This window comes from Candidatus Omnitrophota bacterium, from assembly GCA_028715415.1.
GTDB lineage: Bacteria > Omnitrophota > Gorgyraeia > Gygaellales > Profunditerraquicolaceae > JAQURX01.
The window spans coordinates 41,452-58,779 of the sequence record JAQURX010000007.1 but is presented as its reverse complement, the minus strand read 5'-3'; the positions used below and the strand labels follow the sequence as shown (position 1 = coordinate 58,779).

18 protein-coding genes are annotated in these 17,328 nt (G+C 38.2%); all 18 read right to left on the bottom strand.

The window, feature by feature from the left end:
- Positions 1–1,086 carry an undecaprenyldiphospho-muramoylpentapeptide beta-N-acetylglucosaminyltransferase gene (murG, locus tag PHO70_04295; GenBank protein ID MDD5432191.1) on the bottom strand — a complete coding sequence of 362 codons (1,086 nt, stop codon included), beginning with the start codon at positions 1,084–1,086 and terminating at the stop codon, positions 1–3.
- 18 nt (positions 1,087–1,104) lie between these two features.
- Positions 1,105–2,199, bottom strand: a complete 1,095-nt coding sequence (gene ftsW, locus PHO70_04290) for a putative lipid II flippase FtsW (GenBank protein ID MDD5432190.1) — start codon at positions 2,197–2,199, stop codon at positions 1,105–1,107.
- Position 2,200: 1 nt separating this feature from the next.
- Positions 2,201–3,466, bottom strand: coding sequence for a UDP-N-acetylmuramoyl-L-alanine--D-glutamate ligase (gene murD, locus PHO70_04285; GenBank protein ID MDD5432189.1), 1,266 nt, complete (start codon positions 3,464–3,466; stop codon positions 2,201–2,203).
- 7 nt (positions 3,467–3,473) lie between these two features.
- On the bottom strand, positions 3,474–4,562 hold the full coding sequence (gene mraY / locus PHO70_04280; protein ID MDD5432188.1) for a phospho-N-acetylmuramoyl-pentapeptide-transferase: 1,089 nt from the start codon (positions 4,560–4,562) through the stop codon (positions 3,474–3,476).
- Positions 4,563–4,586: 24 nt separating this feature from the next.
- On the bottom strand, positions 4,587–5,954 hold the full coding sequence (locus tag PHO70_04275) for a UDP-N-acetylmuramoyl-tripeptide--D-alanyl-D-alanine ligase (GenBank protein MDD5432187.1): 1,368 nt from the start codon (positions 5,952–5,954) through the stop codon (positions 4,587–4,589).
- Between the two features lie 3 nt (positions 5,955–5,957).
- Entirely contained in the window at positions 5,958–7,412 is a 1,455-nt protein-coding gene (locus PHO70_04270; GenBank protein ID MDD5432186.1) for a UDP-N-acetylmuramoyl-L-alanyl-D-glutamate--2,6-diaminopimelate ligase, read from the bottom strand.
- Positions 7,390–9,114: a penicillin-binding transpeptidase domain-containing protein gene (locus PHO70_04265; GenBank protein MDD5432185.1), complete on the bottom strand. Its 1,725-nt coding sequence runs from the start codon at positions 9,112–9,114 to the stop codon at positions 7,390–7,392. The genes PHO70_04270 and PHO70_04265 overlap by 23 nt, the downstream gene beginning before the upstream one ends.
- 23 nt (positions 9,115–9,137) lie before the next feature.
- The gene (locus PHO70_04260; GenBank protein ID MDD5432184.1) at positions 9,138–9,503 is read right to left on the bottom strand and encodes a hypothetical protein; all 366 of its coding nucleotides are present in this window, start codon (positions 9,501–9,503) and stop codon (positions 9,138–9,140) included.
- Position 9,504: 1 nt separating this feature from the next.
- Entirely contained in the window at positions 9,505–10,407 is a 903-nt protein-coding gene (gene rsmH / locus PHO70_04255; GenBank protein MDD5432183.1) for a 16S rRNA (cytosine(1402)-N(4))-methyltransferase RsmH, read from the bottom strand.
- A gap of 12 nt (positions 10,408–10,419) precedes the next feature.
- The gene (gene mraZ, locus PHO70_04250) at positions 10,420–10,866 is read right to left on the bottom strand and encodes a division/cell wall cluster transcriptional repressor MraZ (GenBank protein MDD5432182.1); all 447 of its coding nucleotides are present in this window, start codon (positions 10,864–10,866) and stop codon (positions 10,420–10,422) included.
- 137 nt (positions 10,867–11,003) lie between these two features.
- Positions 11,004–11,942, bottom strand: a complete 939-nt coding sequence (ribF, locus tag PHO70_04245) for a riboflavin biosynthesis protein RibF (protein MDD5432181.1) — start codon at positions 11,940–11,942, stop codon at positions 11,004–11,006.
- Between the two features lie 459 nt (positions 11,943–12,401).
- Positions 12,402–12,596, bottom strand: coding sequence for a DUF2934 domain-containing protein (locus PHO70_04240; protein MDD5432180.1), 195 nt, complete (start codon positions 12,594–12,596; stop codon positions 12,402–12,404).
- Positions 12,597–12,629: 33 nt separating this feature from the next.
- Positions 12,630–13,607 carry a bifunctional oligoribonuclease/PAP phosphatase NrnA gene (locus PHO70_04235; protein MDD5432179.1) on the bottom strand — a complete coding sequence of 326 codons (978 nt, stop codon included), beginning with the start codon at positions 13,605–13,607 and terminating at the stop codon, positions 12,630–12,632.
- Positions 13,564–13,953, bottom strand: a complete 390-nt coding sequence (gene rbfA, locus PHO70_04230; GenBank protein ID MDD5432178.1) for a 30S ribosome-binding factor RbfA — start codon at positions 13,951–13,953, stop codon at positions 13,564–13,566. The genes PHO70_04235 and rbfA overlap by 44 nt, the downstream gene beginning before the upstream one ends.
- 20 nt (positions 13,954–13,973) lie before the next feature.
- Positions 13,974–15,242, bottom strand: a complete 1,269-nt coding sequence (locus tag PHO70_04225) for a CCA tRNA nucleotidyltransferase (GenBank protein MDD5432177.1) — start codon at positions 15,240–15,242, stop codon at positions 13,974–13,976.
- 53 nt (positions 15,243–15,295) lie between these two features.
- Complete coding sequence (gene xerD, locus PHO70_04220; protein ID MDD5432176.1) at positions 15,296–16,183, bottom strand: site-specific tyrosine recombinase XerD; 888 nt, start codon at positions 16,181–16,183, stop codon at positions 15,296–15,298.
- A complete protein-coding gene (locus PHO70_04215) occupies positions 16,180–16,806 on the bottom strand; it encodes an MBL fold metallo-hydrolase (protein MDD5432175.1) in 627 nt (208 codons plus the stop codon). Before PHO70_04215 ends, xerD begins: the two co-directional genes overlap by 4 nt.
- Positions 16,807–16,810: 4 nt before the next feature.
- Positions 16,811–17,326 (bottom strand): hypothetical protein, encoded by a 516-nt coding sequence (locus tag PHO70_04210; protein MDD5432174.1) that lies wholly within the window; start codon positions 17,324–17,326, stop codon positions 16,811–16,813.
- Between the last annotated feature and the right edge of the window lie 2 nt (positions 17,327–17,328).

Sequence of the window (17,328 nt, the reverse complement as noted above, 5' to 3'; positions counted from 1 at the left end):
CTAAGATTTTACCAAAGAGACAACTTCATCAGCCAGAAGTAAAGCTGCATTACCAACAGATAAGCTATCATAAGCCTGCCTCATATCATTTATTTTCTGAGGCGAAGCCAATAATAATTCAATAGCCTCTTTAAGCCTGCCGTTATTTAAATTCTCCTCTTCTAAAATAAGGCTGCATCCCTTCTTTTCTAATTCTAAAGCATTCGTCAATTGATGCCCATAAGCATGAGGATATGGGATAAAGATTGCCGGGAGCCTAAAGTACATTAATTCCGTAACCGTAGTTGCCCCTGCCCGGCAGATTGCCAGATCTGAAGCACAATACGCATTCTCCATTGACTCAAAAAAATCAAAAACCTTCGCAACAATATTTAGATCTTTGTATCTTTTTTTCGCAAACTCAAAATCCTTGCTTCCGGTAAGATGGATAATTTGCAGCCTATCCTTATCCTTTAAAGTTCCCAAAGCATCAATAAAGGCTTCATTAATCCGATGGCTACCCTGGCTTCCTCCCATCACCAATATAGTAAACTTATTATTTAAAAAACCAAATGAATTTAAAGCCTTAAACTTATCAACTTTTTCCAGCTGCCGCCTGATGGGATTCCCGGTAAAAACTATTCTTTGATTATCTTTTAAACAATCTTTGCTCGCCGCAAAAGAAACAGCCACTTTGTCAACAATCTTTGACAAAACTTTATTAGCTTTACCTAATGCCACATTTTGTTCATGAATAATGGTATTTATCCTAAAAAGCCAGGCAAAGAATAAAATCGGGATAGAATCAATTGTCCCGAACCCAATTACCACTTGAGGCTGAAATTCAATTAGTATAAATAAGCTCTGGAAAAAAGACTTACCGATTTGGAAAAGAGCGGCTAAATTCTTTAATTCAAAACTTGGGCGCAAAACAGATGTAGCAATATATTTTATCCTACAGCTAGTTAGCACCTGAATCTTCTTGCTTCTTTCCGGCAACACTAAAAGCGTTTCAATTCCCTCTTTCTTATCGGATAGTGCTTCAAGAAAGCTTATGGCCGGGAATATGTGCCCTCCGCTTGATCCGGAAACTGCTAAAACTTTCATAACTATTAATAACCTCTTTTACGGGTACTCTCCACTCCTACCGATGTTTACAAGCAATCCAACACTAATCATATCAAAAATAAAAGATGATCCTCCATAACTTATAAATGGCAGAGGAAGGCCTTTAGTAGGCAATACTCCACATGAAACTCCGATATTTATTACTGCCTTAAAAGAAATCATCAAAATTAACCCTAACGCAAGAAAATACCCGAATTTATCCGTCGCGTTCTTCATTATCTTCAATCCCTGCTGGATAAAAATAATAAACAGGGCAATAACTCCCAAGGTGCCTATCAACCCAAGTTCTTCTCCAATAATAGAAAAAATAAAATCCGTATGCGCCGCAGGAAGATAAAATAATTTTTGTTTTGAATGCCCAAGGCCTACGCCAAAGATGCCTCCTGAACCTAAAGCAATCTGCGACTGGATAATTTGGAAGCCACTTCCTTTCGGATCAAGCCAAGGATTTAAAAATGCCAAAATCCTTGCCCTTCTGTACGCAACACTAAATATTAAAAGATAGAGTACCGGGATACTTGCAAGAAATATAGATAAAAGGTAGCTAAAGCGCGTCCCTGCAATATAAAGCATAAGGAACACGACTAAAGCTAATGAAACAGTAGTCCCTAAATCCGGTTGCGCTAAGATTAGTATTGCCACCAGGCCAAAAACCGAGACCGGAGGGAAAAAACCTTTCCAAAATACCTTTATCTCGTTTCCTTTACGGCTGATGAAATCAGCGGTATAAATAATAACCGCAAGTATCGCTGCTTCTGAAGGCTGAAAACTTAAGAACTTAAACCTAAACCACCTACGCGCACCTGATACCTCTCTTCCAATCCCCGGTATCAATACTATAAGCAAGAGGAATATTGAAACCAACAGAAAAGGCTTCGCGTACTTTCTTAAAGACCTGTAATCAAAACTCATTGCCAGAAACATAAGCAAAGCCCCAATTAAAAGAAAACTGATATGCCTCTTGATAAAAAAGAAGCTGTCTTTGTATCTCTCCGCAGCATAGATACTGGATGCGCTATAAATCATTACTATCCCAATACACATAAGGATTATTGAGACTGTAAATAAATTTATCCTGACATTGCGCGGCATATTAAAGTTTTCCTTCTAATTCCAACACTAGCTTTTTAAAAACCCTACCTCTTTCTTCATAGTTGCTGAACATATCAAAACTTGAACACATCGGAGAAAGTAATACACTATCCCCCGGCTTTGCTTTTAAGAATGCTTTCTTTACTGCCTCTTCAAAAGTCAAAGCCTCATCTATATTAATGGCTCCTTTTAATGCTTTAGCTATTACGCCCCTTGCCTCGCCAATTAAAACCGCCTCTCTTACCTTGTGCCTTGCTTCGTTTAGAATAAGGCTATAATCAACGCCCTTATCTTTCCCCCCTGCTATAAGGACAATCGGATTATTAATATTTTTCAATGCCCAAAGCGTGCTATCTGCGGTTGTCGCTTTTGAATCATTAATAAAATTAACGCCGTTTATATTAGCAACGAATTCCATGCGGTGTTCAATGCCTTTAAAATCCCCAAGAACTTTTAATATTATTTTTTTATCTACCCCCAACAATGAACCTACGGCACAGACTGCAGCCTGATTAGGATTAAGCCCCTCGGATTCTTCAAAATAAACAATTTTCCCTTTTGCCTCTTTTGCCAAGCCCCTTAATAAAGAGTCCTGCTGGTTTAATACAAGGTAATCAGAATTATCCTGATTCATAAATATGCGTTTTTTTGCATCAAGGTATTCCTGCATATCTTTATGCCAGTCTAAATGATTGCGGGTAAAATTTAAAATAAGAGCAACCTTGGGTTTAAACTTTTCTATATTCACTAATTGAAAAGAACTGACTTCAAGAACGACATAGCCATCTTTCTCCATCAAATGAACTTCCGAGCAAAACGGATTTCCGATATTCCCGCAAACAAAAACTTTTTTCCCGCTTGCTTCCAGGATTTTTCCTATCAAAGTTGTTACTGTGGTTTTACCGCTTGAACCGGTGACCGCGATAATTTCCGCAGGACAGAGAATCCAACCTAGCTCTATCTCGCTAATGACCGGAATCTTTTGCTGCCTCGCCCAAACCACCGGAAGGGCTTCATTTGTGACCCCGGGAGAAATAACCACCAAATCCTTGCCTTGGATAAACTCTGGAGTGTGCTTACCTAATTCAACCCTAATTTGCGGAGATTTTATTTTGGAAGCGAATTCTTTGGTAGCATCGGAGCTGCTTTTATCAGTCACCCAAACCTGAGCACCTAGATCACAAAGCAGGTTTGCAGCAAAAAGCCCTGAACGGGCTAACCCGATTACGGCAATTTTTTTACCTTTAAAACAATCAGTGTTTCGCATTAAGAACCTATCTAATTTTTAATGTTACTATTGTAAATAAAGCCAGAAGCCCAGCAATAATCCAAAACCTCACGATTATTTTATTCTCGGGCCAATTCAAAAATTGAAAATGATGATGCAAAGGGGCTATCTTAAAAATTCGCTTCTTAAAAAGCCTGAATGATGCTACCTGCAAAATTACGGATAAAGCTTCTATAACAAATATCCCCCCGACGATTACAAGAAGTATTTCTTTTTTAATCAATAACGCTACCGTTCCCAAGGCTCCTCCTAAAGCAAGAGAACCTACGTCTCCCATAAAAACCGAAGCAGGATAACAATTAAACCACAGGAACCCTAAACCCGCCCCAAAAATGCTGGCACAAAAAACCATCAATTCTCCGCTTCCTTTAATATACGGAATCAATAAATAATCGCTGAATTTAATATTTCCCGAAACATAACTTATAGCTCCGAAAGCAAGAGCCACCATTACCACTATACCGATAGCCAAGCCATCAAGCCCGTCAGTAAGATTTACGGCGTTTGAACTTCCAGAAATAACCAGGATAACAAATAAAATATACAAACCATCTAAATCCAAATAACTGTTCTTTAAAAAAGGAACATCAATTTTAATATTCATCTGCGAATCAAGAAGAAGAATTACCCCTAGAATAAGCCCCAAAACAATCTGGCTTGTGAATTTTGCTGCAGGGGTAAGCCCTTTTGGTTTCTTTTTTGTCTGCTTAAGATAATCATCCATAAAGCCGGTTACGGCCAACCAAACCATACTAAAGAGCGCAACAATTACATATTTATTGGTAATATCCGCCCAGAGTAAAGTTGAGAATAAAATCGCGGCAACTATTAAAACTCCACCCATCGTAGGCGTGTCTTGTTTATGAGAATGAATCTTATCCAGCTTCTCACTATCGCCTTTGTTAATTTTCTCTCCGACCTTAAGTTCTTTTAGTTTTTTTATAACAAACGGCCCTAAGATAAGGCTGACAACAAAACTAGTTAATACCGCCATTGCAGAACGAAACGTAAGATAACGGAATATGTTTAAAGCAGAAAATATATCGTGTAGGGGATAAAGCAGCAGATAGAGCATTTATATTAATAGCACTACAAAACCTTATTTATTAAAAACTTCTTCCATTCTCATTGAACGAGAACCTTTTACCAAAACAATATCTTCACTTCTAGGGGAAAGCCTGCTGAATAAAATTTCTTTGGCTTGGACAGAATTATCACAAGTAAAAACATTCTTGATACTAAATCCTTCCTGGATAGCTGCCGAAGCTGCCAATCTTGAGTATTTTCCTACTGCAATAAACGCGTTGCAAATCCCGGCAGCGTTAATGCCCGCCTGACGGTGAAATTCTTCCGTTCGGCTGCCTAATTCAAGCATATCCCCCATTACAAAAATCTTTCTTCCTCTGGCTTCAAAATCAGACAAAGCGTTTAACGCCTGCTTCAATGAAACAGGATTAGAATTATAAGTATCATCAATAAATCTAACGCTGTTTATTTCAAGAAAATTCAGCCTGCTATATGGAAATTTGAATTTAGCCAAGGCTAAAACTATCTGCCTATAGCTAAGCCCAAGGATACGCCCGCAAGAAATTGCAGCTAAAGCGTTGTAAATATTATAACGCCCTAAAGTATTGATTGTAAACCAATATTTTCCTTGAACCAAGAACCGCTGTTTTACTCCAGAGGATTTCACGCAAGTGGCAAAATAATCGCTTTCATTCACTAAACCAAAACCAAATACAACACTTCCTGTTTTTTTCCCAAACGCTCTTTTCTTAAGCAAAACATCATCCGCATTCAATATCCCAATACCCGGAGTTTTAAGGTTGTTTATTAAAACAGACTTTTCTTTATAAACCCCTTCTAAATCACAGAAATACTCAAGATGTGAAAGCCCAATGTTCGTCACAATGCCGATATTTGGCTTTGCAATATCAACAAGATACTTTACCTCACCCGGATGATTAGTCCCGATTTCCAAAACAGCTGCGCTGTGCGTTTCATCCAGATTAATCAAAGTTAAAGGCAGCCCGATATGGTTATTCTTTGTCCCCTCATTTTTTAGCACTTTGTATTTTTTAGACAACACACAGGCAACCATTTCTTTAGTTGTAGTCTTTCCGTTTGATCCGGTAACCGCAATAACCGGTATATTGAACTTCTCGCGCCTAAAACGCGCAATATCCCCTAATGCTTTTGTGGTATTTTCCACTTTGATAAGGGTTAACGAGGATTTATCTTTATTAAGCGGCTTTGGAAATGATTCTGCAATAACGCACTTGCATCCATTTTTGATTACATTATTAATAAAATCATGCCCATCAAAATTATTCCCCTTTATAGCGCAAAAAGCCTCATATGGATTAATAGACCTTGAATCAATAGAAATACCCTTAACCCTGCCGCTGGCATCCCCACAGATTAACTTTCCTTGAGTTGCTTTTAATAATTCACTTACTTCAATCATTATCTAATTTCCTTTTAAACATCTCCTAACAACTTCACGGTCATCAAAATGAAATTTATTGCCTTTAATAATCTGGTAATTTTCATGGCCTTTACCGGCAACCAAAACAATGTCCCCCTGTTTTGCCAACGATAGTGATTTTTTAATTGCCTGAAGCCTTTCGGGAATAACACTATAATTATCTCTTGTTATCCCTCTTTTAATATCATTAATTATCACCAAAGGATCCTCTGAACGTGGGTTATCACTCGTAATAATCGCATAATCCGCAAGTTCAGTTACGACACGGCCCATCTTCGGACGCTTTGTCTTATCGCGGTCCCCCCCGCATCCGAAAACTACAATGATTCTTTTCTTTGCTAAATTCCTTAAAGATTCAAGGATGTTCTTTAAAGCATCTTCCGTATGCGCATAATCAACAAAAACAGAAAAATCTCCCTTAAAAGGTACCCTCTCTAATCTTCCGGGGACAAGGCTAAAATTCTCTATTGCTTTCTTGATAACATTCAAACTAAAGCCGGTTTTTTTTGCCCAGGCAATAGCAGCTAATACATTATAAATATTATGTTTACCAATAAGCCTGACATTAAACCTTGTTTCTTTTAATTCTAACACTAGGGTAAACTGCGTATATCCAACATTAAAAATTATATCTTTAGCCATCACATCTGACTTATTCTTTATACCATAAGTTATTATTTTAGTTTTAACCAGCTTTTTAAGTTTTTCCCCAAACAAATCATCATTATTAATTACAGCAAAAGAATTACCGGCTAAGTTTTTAAAGAGTTTCGCCTTAGCCAAAAAATACCTGCCTAATGTCTTATGATAATCAAGATGGTCCTGAGTAAGATTTGTAAAAATTGCCGAATGAAAACTTACCCCCTCTGTCCTGTTTTGATCCAAAGCATGAGAAGAAACTTCCATGGCAACATATTTTATTTTATTCTTTAGCATTTGGCTAAACAAAGACTGCAACTCAACAGGCCCGGGAGTTGTATTATTAGAAGTAAACACTTTCTTGTTAAAACGGTAATTAACCGTACCGATCACAGCTGATTTTTCTTTTGCTATTGCCTCAATTAAATACGAAATGGTAGTTTTACCGTTAGTTCCGGTAATCCCCACAACTTTTAACTTTTTCGAAGGATTCCCGTAGAAAACTGATATTAACTTTGCCAAAGTTATACGCGCGTCTTTTACCTTTATAAAAATAGCGCTGCCTTTTAACAAACCAATCTTAGTATCTGAGGAATCATAAATAACTACCCTTGCTCCCCTTCCGACTGCTTCGGAAATATATTTATTCCCATCAACACTATTGCCCTTTATTGCCACAAAAATAAAATCATCGTTAACCAATTTAGAATTACAAGCAATGCCACGGATATTAAAATCCGCAAGCTTAGATTCCAATTTTAAACCATCAACTGTTTTAATTAACTTGGTTATTTTCATTTAGTACAACTGATTGATTTTGTGCCGGATTAGTTTTAAGATACCTTATCGCATCGCTTGACACATTTCTAAATACCGGGGCGGCAACTACACCGCCGAAATAAACCGGATGCGGCTCATCAACACAAACCACAATAGCCAACATCGGGTCTTCTGCCGGGGCGAAACCGATAAACGAAGCAACAAATTTACTATGAGAATAAGTGCCATTTGGCTCTAATTTCTGGGCAGTCCCAGTCTTTCCTGCTGCACTAAAACCCTCCATCTTTGCCAGCTTACCTGTTCCTTCTTCAACTACACCAGTAAGCATTTTTTTTACTCTTGCCGCAGTGTCAGCAGAAATTACCTGACGGATTAAAACCGGAGAATTCTTTCCAAGCACTTCTCCATCTTTGGAGCGGACTTCACGAATAATATACGGCTTCATAAGTTTGCCCCCGTTTGCAATTACAGAAATAGCGCTTGTCAATTGCAAAGCCGTGACACCTACCTCTTGCCCGATAGGAATTGAAGCAATAGAAATCTTGGACCATTGGCGCGGTTCCTTAGCCACGCCGGAAATTTCTCCCGGCAGGTCAATTCCAAGCTTGGAGCCAAAACCAAAACGTTTTACATACCTGCTTACAATCTCAGGGCCTAATATTTGTGCAACTTTCGTTGTGCCAATATTACTAGATTGCTCAACTACTTCACGAAATGTAAGCCAACCGTGAGCTTTGTGATCATGTAAGAGATGAGGCCCTACACGATAAACACCGTTTTCACAAAAGAACCTGTCCTGCTCATTTACTTTTTTTTCTTCAATAGCAGCGGATGCAGTAACAATTTTAAAAACAGAACCCGGTTCAAACATATCACAGATAGCCCGGTTTCGTATCTGATCTTTACTTACATTAGAATGATTATTAAGATCAAATGTCGGACGGCTTGCCAAAGCAAGTATCGCTCCGGTATACGGGTCCATAACAATTATACTTGCGCCCTTGGCATGATAAGTTTTATAAGCCTTATCGAGCTCTCTTTCCGCGATATACTGGATAACCTCATCAATAGTCAAAACCAAATGATCCCCATCTTTCGGCAAAACCATCTTCTGCCAGATATCAAGCCTTTTCTGACGGGCATCCCTTAAGAATATCGCCCATCCAGCCTCTCCCTTTAGATATTTATCGTAGCAAAGCTCAACACCCTCGAGGCCATTATTATCAATTCCCGCAAAGCCAATTATCTGGCTGGCAAGATAACCATTTGGATAAGAGCGTTTGCTTTCCCTTAAGAAACCCAAACCCTTTAAATTTAATTTCTTTATCGCGCTTGACTGTTCAGGAGTGATTTTACGGGCTAACCAAACAAAAGACTTCTTCCGGCTCAAGCGTTCTTTTAAAAAACCGGGATTAAGATTCAGTATATTAGAGAGTTGGCGTACAATTATTTCTTTATCTTTTTCCTTACATTCATTAGGAGAGGCATAAAGAGAATCAACGGAAAGATTTTGCGCCTGAGGTTTAAAATTGCTGTCAAAGATTGTGCCTCTAACAGGCTCAAGCTCTACAAAAAGGTTATGTTGCTTATTAGCGATATCGGCGAGGAATTCTGAACGGAAGAACTGGACATAAAACAAGCGGGCTATGCAAAGTATAAAAAAAATAAAAAAGAATAAAAACACCGCCTGAGATCTACGGCGAGAATTATTTATATACACCTAATTTATGTGGTTAGAAAATTTTAAGGGTTGATCGTATTTGCTTCGGCCTGCCTCTTAATACCAAAAAGACGGGATAATACTGTCTGGTTGCCTGAATCATTTTGCAACCTTAACCTGCCTTTTGTAGACTCAAGCCTAACAAGCCGGTAATTATCAGGCATCTGAAAATCACTGCTACCCGATATTTTATTACCGATATAGACTAAAGACGCATTCTTATTGATATTGTATCTTAAGATACTGTTCTTATCAAGTAATTCCTGCATCTGGGTCTCTCGTTTCTGGCCGGAATAGGCAAGTTGGAAAATTTCGGTTTGCTGATAGACGTAAAGAAGGGAAAATCCTGTAATGAATGCTACTAAAGATAGGAATTTGGATAGTCTCATATTATTCTATTCTTTCTGCAACCCTCAGCTTACTACTGCGGCTTTTTGGGTTTTCCATTATTTCTGACACCAAAGGAGTCAGGGGTTTTGGAGTTATAATATTAATGGTTCCTTCGCCTGCAATCTTACGAAAAGCATGCTTAATCGCGCGGTCCTCCAAAGAATGGAAAGAAATAACACATATTCTACCTTGTTTCCCGAGAATTGCAACCCCCTTATTTACCGAGGCTTCTAAGATCTCCAATTCCCTGTTAACCGCGATACGCACTGCCTGAAAAGTCCTTGTTGCCGGATGAATTCTATAATGCTTATGCTTATACCTATATGGTATTGCTTTAACTACCAAACTAGCCAATTCTTGAGTCGTGGCAATCGGATGCTTTTGCCTTTCCTCAACCAATAAATGTGCGATACGATTATGCCACCTCTCTTGGCCAAAAGTCCAAAGCATATCCGAGATTTCATCTTCATTAAGATTATTTACTAAATCATAAGCTGAAATATAACTTGAGCGGTCAAGCCGCATATCTAATGGCCCCTCTTTCTGAAAACTAAAACCTCTCTCTGGAGAATCCAATTGATACGAAGAAATCCCTAAATCAAATAATATGGCATCAACCTGCTTAATATTCACTCCTTCTAAGAGTGTATCAAGATCGGCAAAATTTCCGTGCAAGAAAGTGCAAGCATCCGCATAGTCCTTAAGCCTTTCCTTAGAAATAGCTAAAGACTCTTCATCGCGGTCAATACCAATCAGCCTGCCTCCGGGAAGAATCTTTTCTAAGATTGCCTTGGAATGCCCGCCAGTTCCGATAGTCGCATCCACGACAACCTTCCCCGGACTTAAATTAAGATAATTTAAGACTTCGTTTAACATAACTGGAATATGAAATTTTTGATCCACTTTCTAAAAACCTTATGCTGTTTTTTCATCCATTAATTTTTCAGCGATCTCTTCAAAGGACTGCCGAGAATTCCCGTAGAATTCCTGCCATTTGTCTTTAGACCAAATTTCAATCCTGTTTGAAACACCTACAATAACCACATCCTTTTTTATCGCAGCATAATCTTTTAAATATTGCGGTATAAGCATTCTCCCTTGCGAATCAAAAGTAACTTCCTGAGCTCCGGAGAAATACAGACGGTTAAATGTACGGGCTTGCTGTTTGGTAAAAGAAATAGCCTTAAATTTATTTTCTTGCGAACGCCACTCTTCTTCAGAGAAAACAAAAAGACAAGTATCTAAACCGCGAGTAACAAAAAACTTTTCAATGAAATGGCTTTTTGCCACGTCGCGGAATTTAGCAGGCAATATAATGCGGCCTTTACGGTCTATGCTATGTGAATACTCACCATAGAACATTTTCTATCCTTTCCACTTTGCTCCACTCTGTGCCACTTTGTAACAAAAGTATAGACAAAAAGGCATATATTGTCAAGAAAAATATTTTCCTAAATTTAATAAATACAACTACTAGTGGCTTTTACTATGAAGGATGGCTATATATTGTGGTGTTTCTTGGGGAGATGAAACAGGCTTTTGACTTTATTAATGTCTTTTTTAATTTGTTTAATTAATAAAGAGGAGTTTTTGAATTTTACCTCTTCTCTTATCTTCTTAAAAAACTGAATCTCAATATATTTTCCATAAATATTCCTGTGAAAATTAAAAACATGCACTTCAATATGCTTTGCGCTATCATCTATAGGCCCTGGCTTCCTAAAGGTAGGGCGAACGCCAATATTGCAGATTCCTCTTAATCTCTCTTTCTCTAAAATCGCCTCAACTGCATAAACACCCGTCGGGGGGATTACTTCATGATGCGGATTAATGTTTGCGGTTGAGTATCCCAATTTTCTTGCAATAGAATTTCCATGGACAACAGTTCCAAGGACGCTTACAGGACGGCCTAAGACTCTTTCCGCGTAACTTAATTTTCCAGACTTATTTAAATTACGTATCAAAGTACTACTGATTGGCTTTCCGTCGCTATTAAGCACTCCAAAAGATTTCAATTTAAAATTGAATTCGGAGGATAATTTTCTTAAGAAATTAACACTGCCTGCGGCATGCTTACCGAAACGAAAATTCTTTCCGACATAAACAAAATTTGCGCCAATTTTATCATGTACGATTTCTTTAACAAAATCATAAGCAAGGGTTTTAGCAAAACTTTCTGTGAAATTTATAACAATGCAGACTTGAACTCCCTGCTCTGCAATCAACCTAAGCCTATGCTCTAATGAATACAAACTTTCTTTTTTCTGCGGATGCGGACAGAAGGTTACAACGATGCTTGTCCCATTTATTCTCCGGGCAGTCTTAACAGCATCTTTTAAAATCCTAATGTGGCCAAGATGCATCCCATCAAAAACCCCAAGGCAAACTACCGGCTTGGGGAATTTCTTAATCTTATTTAACCCACAGATTACTTTCATAATAAATTATACTTGTCGCGTCTGCCTTGTCTTGTTCTCGCAGCACCGCTCGTCCCGCCCCACCGTGGCGGGACTCGCTTGGAGTTTGCGCTCGCTCTCACTGGAGTTTATAGCGGGTGAACCATGGCCGCTCGCACAAACTACATGCTGCGAGAATCAAGCCAAGTCAGCCGCTAATATCTTTACTATTTTTAATGAATCTGTTGTTTATTCGAGCGAATATGAATTTTAGTGTTTTGCTGGAGGCGCATTAGAAAATTTTTGGCACAGCTATTAAGATTAGTGCGCAAAGATTTACGAGGAGCGAAGGACGGCTCCCAAGAGAATGCTAAGCCGAAGCGACGCGGTAAATCGCAGCGCACGGCAAAAATTTTCAGCGCCGAAAGCGAAACACTAAAATTCAAACTTAAAAACGGCGGATTCATTAAAAGAATATTTAGAAGTAACAATAGAAAAATCTTATATCTTCTGCTGAAATAACCAAGACATGATACCAATCAAAAGTATAGCCACTATCATATACTTCAGAATCTTCTGGCGGCGAAGGACTATTCTTTCTGCCTTAAGCCAATAATCTAAAGTCTTATCATTCTTCCGCCCGTCTCTAATATACAAAGACTCCGCCAGCCTCTTAATCTCTTCTCTCCGATCCATAGCCTTGCCCTCCTTATTAATATCCTGACCCTTTTATAATTTTGACACTTCTTCCTTAATCCTACTTAAGACTTTTCTCCTGACTTGATTAATATCGCCTCGGACAGTTGCTCCGCTAGCTGTCTTATGGCCCCCGCCGCCAAATTCCTTGGCAATTTTATTTACATCAACCTTGCCTTGTGAACGGAAATTTATTCTAATTTCATCCTTAACGCCCAAGTTATGCCTGAAGAGAACGACAACCTCTACTCCTCTTATTGCACGCGCAAAACTTAAAACGTGGTCTGCTATATCAAAAGACTGCTCGCTTTCTTTAAGCATTGCGCGTTCAATCTGGACCCAAGCAATCTTACCTGCGGATTCAAGTTTTAAATTCGGGAAGATTCTGGTTAACGCTTTAATATCCTGATAAGGGATATTACCGTAAACATTATTATACACCTGAGGAACGCTAATTTTAAATTTTAAAAGCTCAGAAGCTGCCTTATGGGTGAAAGAAGTTGTGTTGGAATATCTGAATGACCCGGTATCGGTAAAAATACCTACATATAAAAATAGCGCTGACTCGTCAGTAAAAGCGATATGCATATATTTGTAAAGACGATAAATCATCTCCGAAGCTGAAGAAGAATGCGGATCAACCCAGTTCACATCTCCAAACATTTCATTGCTGATGTGGTGGTCAATATTTATAACGGGGGCATACTTTGAATTTAATTTATAGACCTCTCCGGTGCGGCGCAAGTCAGAACAATCCAAAGCTACAAAACAATCAAAATCCAACCTTAAAACCCCTTTATCAAATTTTCTTACAATTTCTTTGCGAGGCAGGAATCCATATTCATAAGGAATCCCGTCCTCATTGACAATATAGGCTTCTTTTCCTAACTTCCTAAGCAACATATAAAAAGCCAATTCCGAGCCTAAGGCATCTCCCTCCAAACTTGTATGCGCCGTAATTAAAAACTTACTGTACTTTTTTATTGCTTCTGCGGCTTTTTTTAGGCTCATCTGTTTTCTCCATCTCTTTTATTTCATTTAACACTTCTTCTATCCTACAGCTATATTCGCTTGACCTGTCCTCCCTAAAAATAATCTCCGGGGAGAACTTCAGGTTTATCGTTTCAGTAACGTGTTTACGAATGAACCCCGATGCGGAATCAAGGGCAGCCTTAGTTTTCTTACGATCCTCTTCTTTACCCAAAACACTAAAGAAGATTTTAGCAACCCGCAAATCTTTAGTTACCTCAACATTCGTAATTGTAACAAATCCTAGACGAGGGTCTTTTAACTCATCATGGATAATAAGGCTCACTTCCTTTTTAATCGCTTCTGCTACTTTGTCAATCCTGCCCATTTGTATTACTCCTTATGCAATTAATTAAACAATTTTCTAATTAATAACAGCTCATCTTCCTTTGTCTTTACTTCTCCATTAAGCTTCGCGTTTAAAACCTTTGAGAAAATATTCTGATAATGCGGCCCGGGCAAAATACCTATTTTCCTTAGATCTTCCCCACAGCAAAGTATACTCATACCATTATAAATTTCAAAGAAATCTTTTATGTGCTTCTGGATGTATTTATTCTTATATTTAGCCTTAAGCGCAATAATAACCTCATAACTTAAAGGCTCAAAGAAAGAGAAAATCCACGATGGCTTAACCTTTAATTTAGCAAGTTTAATAATTGATTTCGGACTGATTTCTTTATAGTTTAGCAATCTTTTTGTTTCACCGCGCCGGAAAGAAAACCTGCGGCAGATATCTTCAACGCTTTTTTTATTAAGAGCGTCTGTTAAACCGATAAGATAAATTAACCAAGTATCAAGATTCCTGCGCTCAGAATAATTCTTTTTAAACCAGTTTACTTCTTTCTCAATCTGCACCAACAAATCATAATTGTTTTTCTTTAAAATAAGAAGTGGGCTTAAGAATCCAAAACCTGCTATTTCCTTAAGCCGCTTAATCTCTTTTAAAGGCCGCTCTTCTTTTAATGCCAGAACAAGTTCATCGCGGGTCCTCTGAGGCTCAACCTTTTCTAGCATTTTAGCGTTTACAGCTTGTTTTAAAAGCTTTAATGTCTTAGGCTCAATCTTGAAATTATACCTTTGCTCAAAACGCACTGCTCTTAAAATCCGCGTCGGATCATCAATAAAGCTTAAATCGTGCAATATGCGTATCTTTTTATTCCTTAAATCTTCCACGCCACCAAAAGTATCAATAAGCTTACCAAAAGAAGCAGTATTTATGGCTATTGCCATAGCGTTAATTGTAAAATCCCTTCTGAAATGATCGTCTTTAAGGCTGCTGCCTTCAATTACCGGAAGATGCGCAGGCTTAGGGTAATATTCCTTGCGCGCAGTAGCAATATCAATCTTAAGTTCATCGCTATACATAATCGTAGCTGTACCAAAACGCAGATGGCGTATAATCTTTTTTCTTAAAGCACAGCCAAAATCCTGCGCAAAAGAAATTCCATCGCCTTCTACTACTATATCCAAATCAAGGTTAGGGACTCCTAAAATTAAATCCCGTACAAACCCTCCTACTAAATAAGCCGGCATATTTCTGCTGGAGGCAACTTCTCCTGCCAATTTAATTAACCCCTGAATCTCTTGCGGAAGTTTTTTTAAATACTCTTTCATGATTTACCTAAGTTTACTCTTAATTAACTAAACTTACTTATATTTACTCAAATCTAAGGCCTGGGATGAAACATTTTATGCACCGACTTTAGTCTTTCTTTATTTATATGCGTGTAAATTTGTGTTGTAGAAATATTCGCGTGACCCAACATCTCTTGCACAGAACGTAAATCTGCGCCGTGTTCCAACAAATGAGTAGCAAAAGAATGCCTCATTATATGAGGCTTCATTGTCTTCTTAATCCCAGCCTGACGCGCATATCTTTTAATCATCTTCCAAAATGACTGCCTTGAAATATTTTTTCCTAAACGGCTTATAAATAAATAATCAGACTGGCTCTTTTTTAATAATTTCGGTCGCGATTCATCCAGATATTTTTTGATATAGGAAACTGCTTTCTTGCCCAAAGGGATAACTCTTTCCTTATTGCCCTTGCCGATACAACGCAAGAAACCAACATCCAAATTCACATTATCCAATCTTAAATTAACTGCCTCCGATACCCGCATCCCTGTAGCATACAAAGTTTCCAAAATAGCTTTATCCCTTATACCCTGAGTTTGCCTTATATCAGGCTGATTTATCAAAGACTCAACTTCGTTTAAGCTTAAAGTTTCGGGAATTTTTTTCCACAATTTCGGAGTATCAACAAGATCCGTCGGGTCTGCCTTTAAAATCCTCTCTCGGGACAAAAACCTATGAAACATCCTAATTGCAGCAAGTCTTCTGGCAATAGAATTTGGCGATATACCTTTATCTTTCTGGTTAATCATGAAATTTGTAATATCATTCTTTGTAATTTTTGAAAGCGCGTCGATTCGCAATTGAGCAATGTAATCTAAATAAAAGTTAAGGTCCTGCCGATAAGAAGAGATGGTATTGGAAGAAAGCCCCCGCTCAACAGACAGATAATCAAGAAATGTATCAATTAATTCTTTCATAAGAGAAAAAATGGGTTATTATTTATTTCTTCGCTGATTGTAGTAGAATCTCCGTGGCCCGGATAAACTATGGTTTCTGGAGGCAAAGCTAATAACTTTTCTTTTATATTCTTTTTAAGTAAATCTTCATTCCCGCCATTTAAATCCGACCTTCCTATGCTATGGCGAAACAGGCTATCCCCTGTAAAGACGATATTACTTCCTTCGGGCTTTAGCATTAATAAAGCAATACCTCCTTTTGAGTGCCCCGGGATATGCAATACTTTTAACTGTAAATCATCGAGCTCAAGAAGGCTGCCTTCTTCTAATTCTTCTATTTCAGAATTAACGCTATAAGGAATCGAGAAGAAAGCGGAGAAATTAAGCTGCGGGTTCTTTAACATCTCTGAGTCGAGTTTGTGCACATAGACCTTAACTCCGAATTTATCATCGCAGCCAATATGATCATAGTGGCCGTGGGTGTTCACAATGAAAGCCGGTGTTAATTTATGTTTATCCAGAACCTTCTGGATCCTGCGTTCTTGAGCACCCGGATCAATAATTATCGCTTTTGAGCCTTCAGAAGAAGCAAGGATATAACAATTTACATCCATCGCTCCCACATGTACAGATTCTAATATCATTGAATTAATTATATTTGTATTCCACTAATGAATCTTTTACTTTCGGATAAGAAAAGTCTCTTAAGATATCGCGCTTTATCCTCTCAGCGCTATACCTGTTATTTACGCTATTATTATTATATAAATCATCCTTAATTTCTTGGTTTAGCCGTTTTAGGCGATTAATATAAACATCCAGGCTCTTTTGTTTTTCTGCATTTAATACCGTCCTGACATTATCAAGATTCCTTAGGACCTGCTTAATGCAATCCAGCTCTTTCTTCTGGCTTTTTCTTTGCAATAACGCCTCAACTAATTCTTCATGCCAAGTCTTCCAGAACATAAAGTACTGACGGTATAAAGCCTCCTTGCTTAATCCCGGCCCCTTGTATTCCTCAGGAGCAAGGACCATCTGGTCTTGCGAAACATCTCTTTTCTTTTTACGGGTGAATTTCCGCACAAAGGCTTCGCATCCAACTAAAGTAAACACTAAACAAAAAACAGTAACCAGCGAGAGAACTCGGTTAATTCTGTTTATCATCA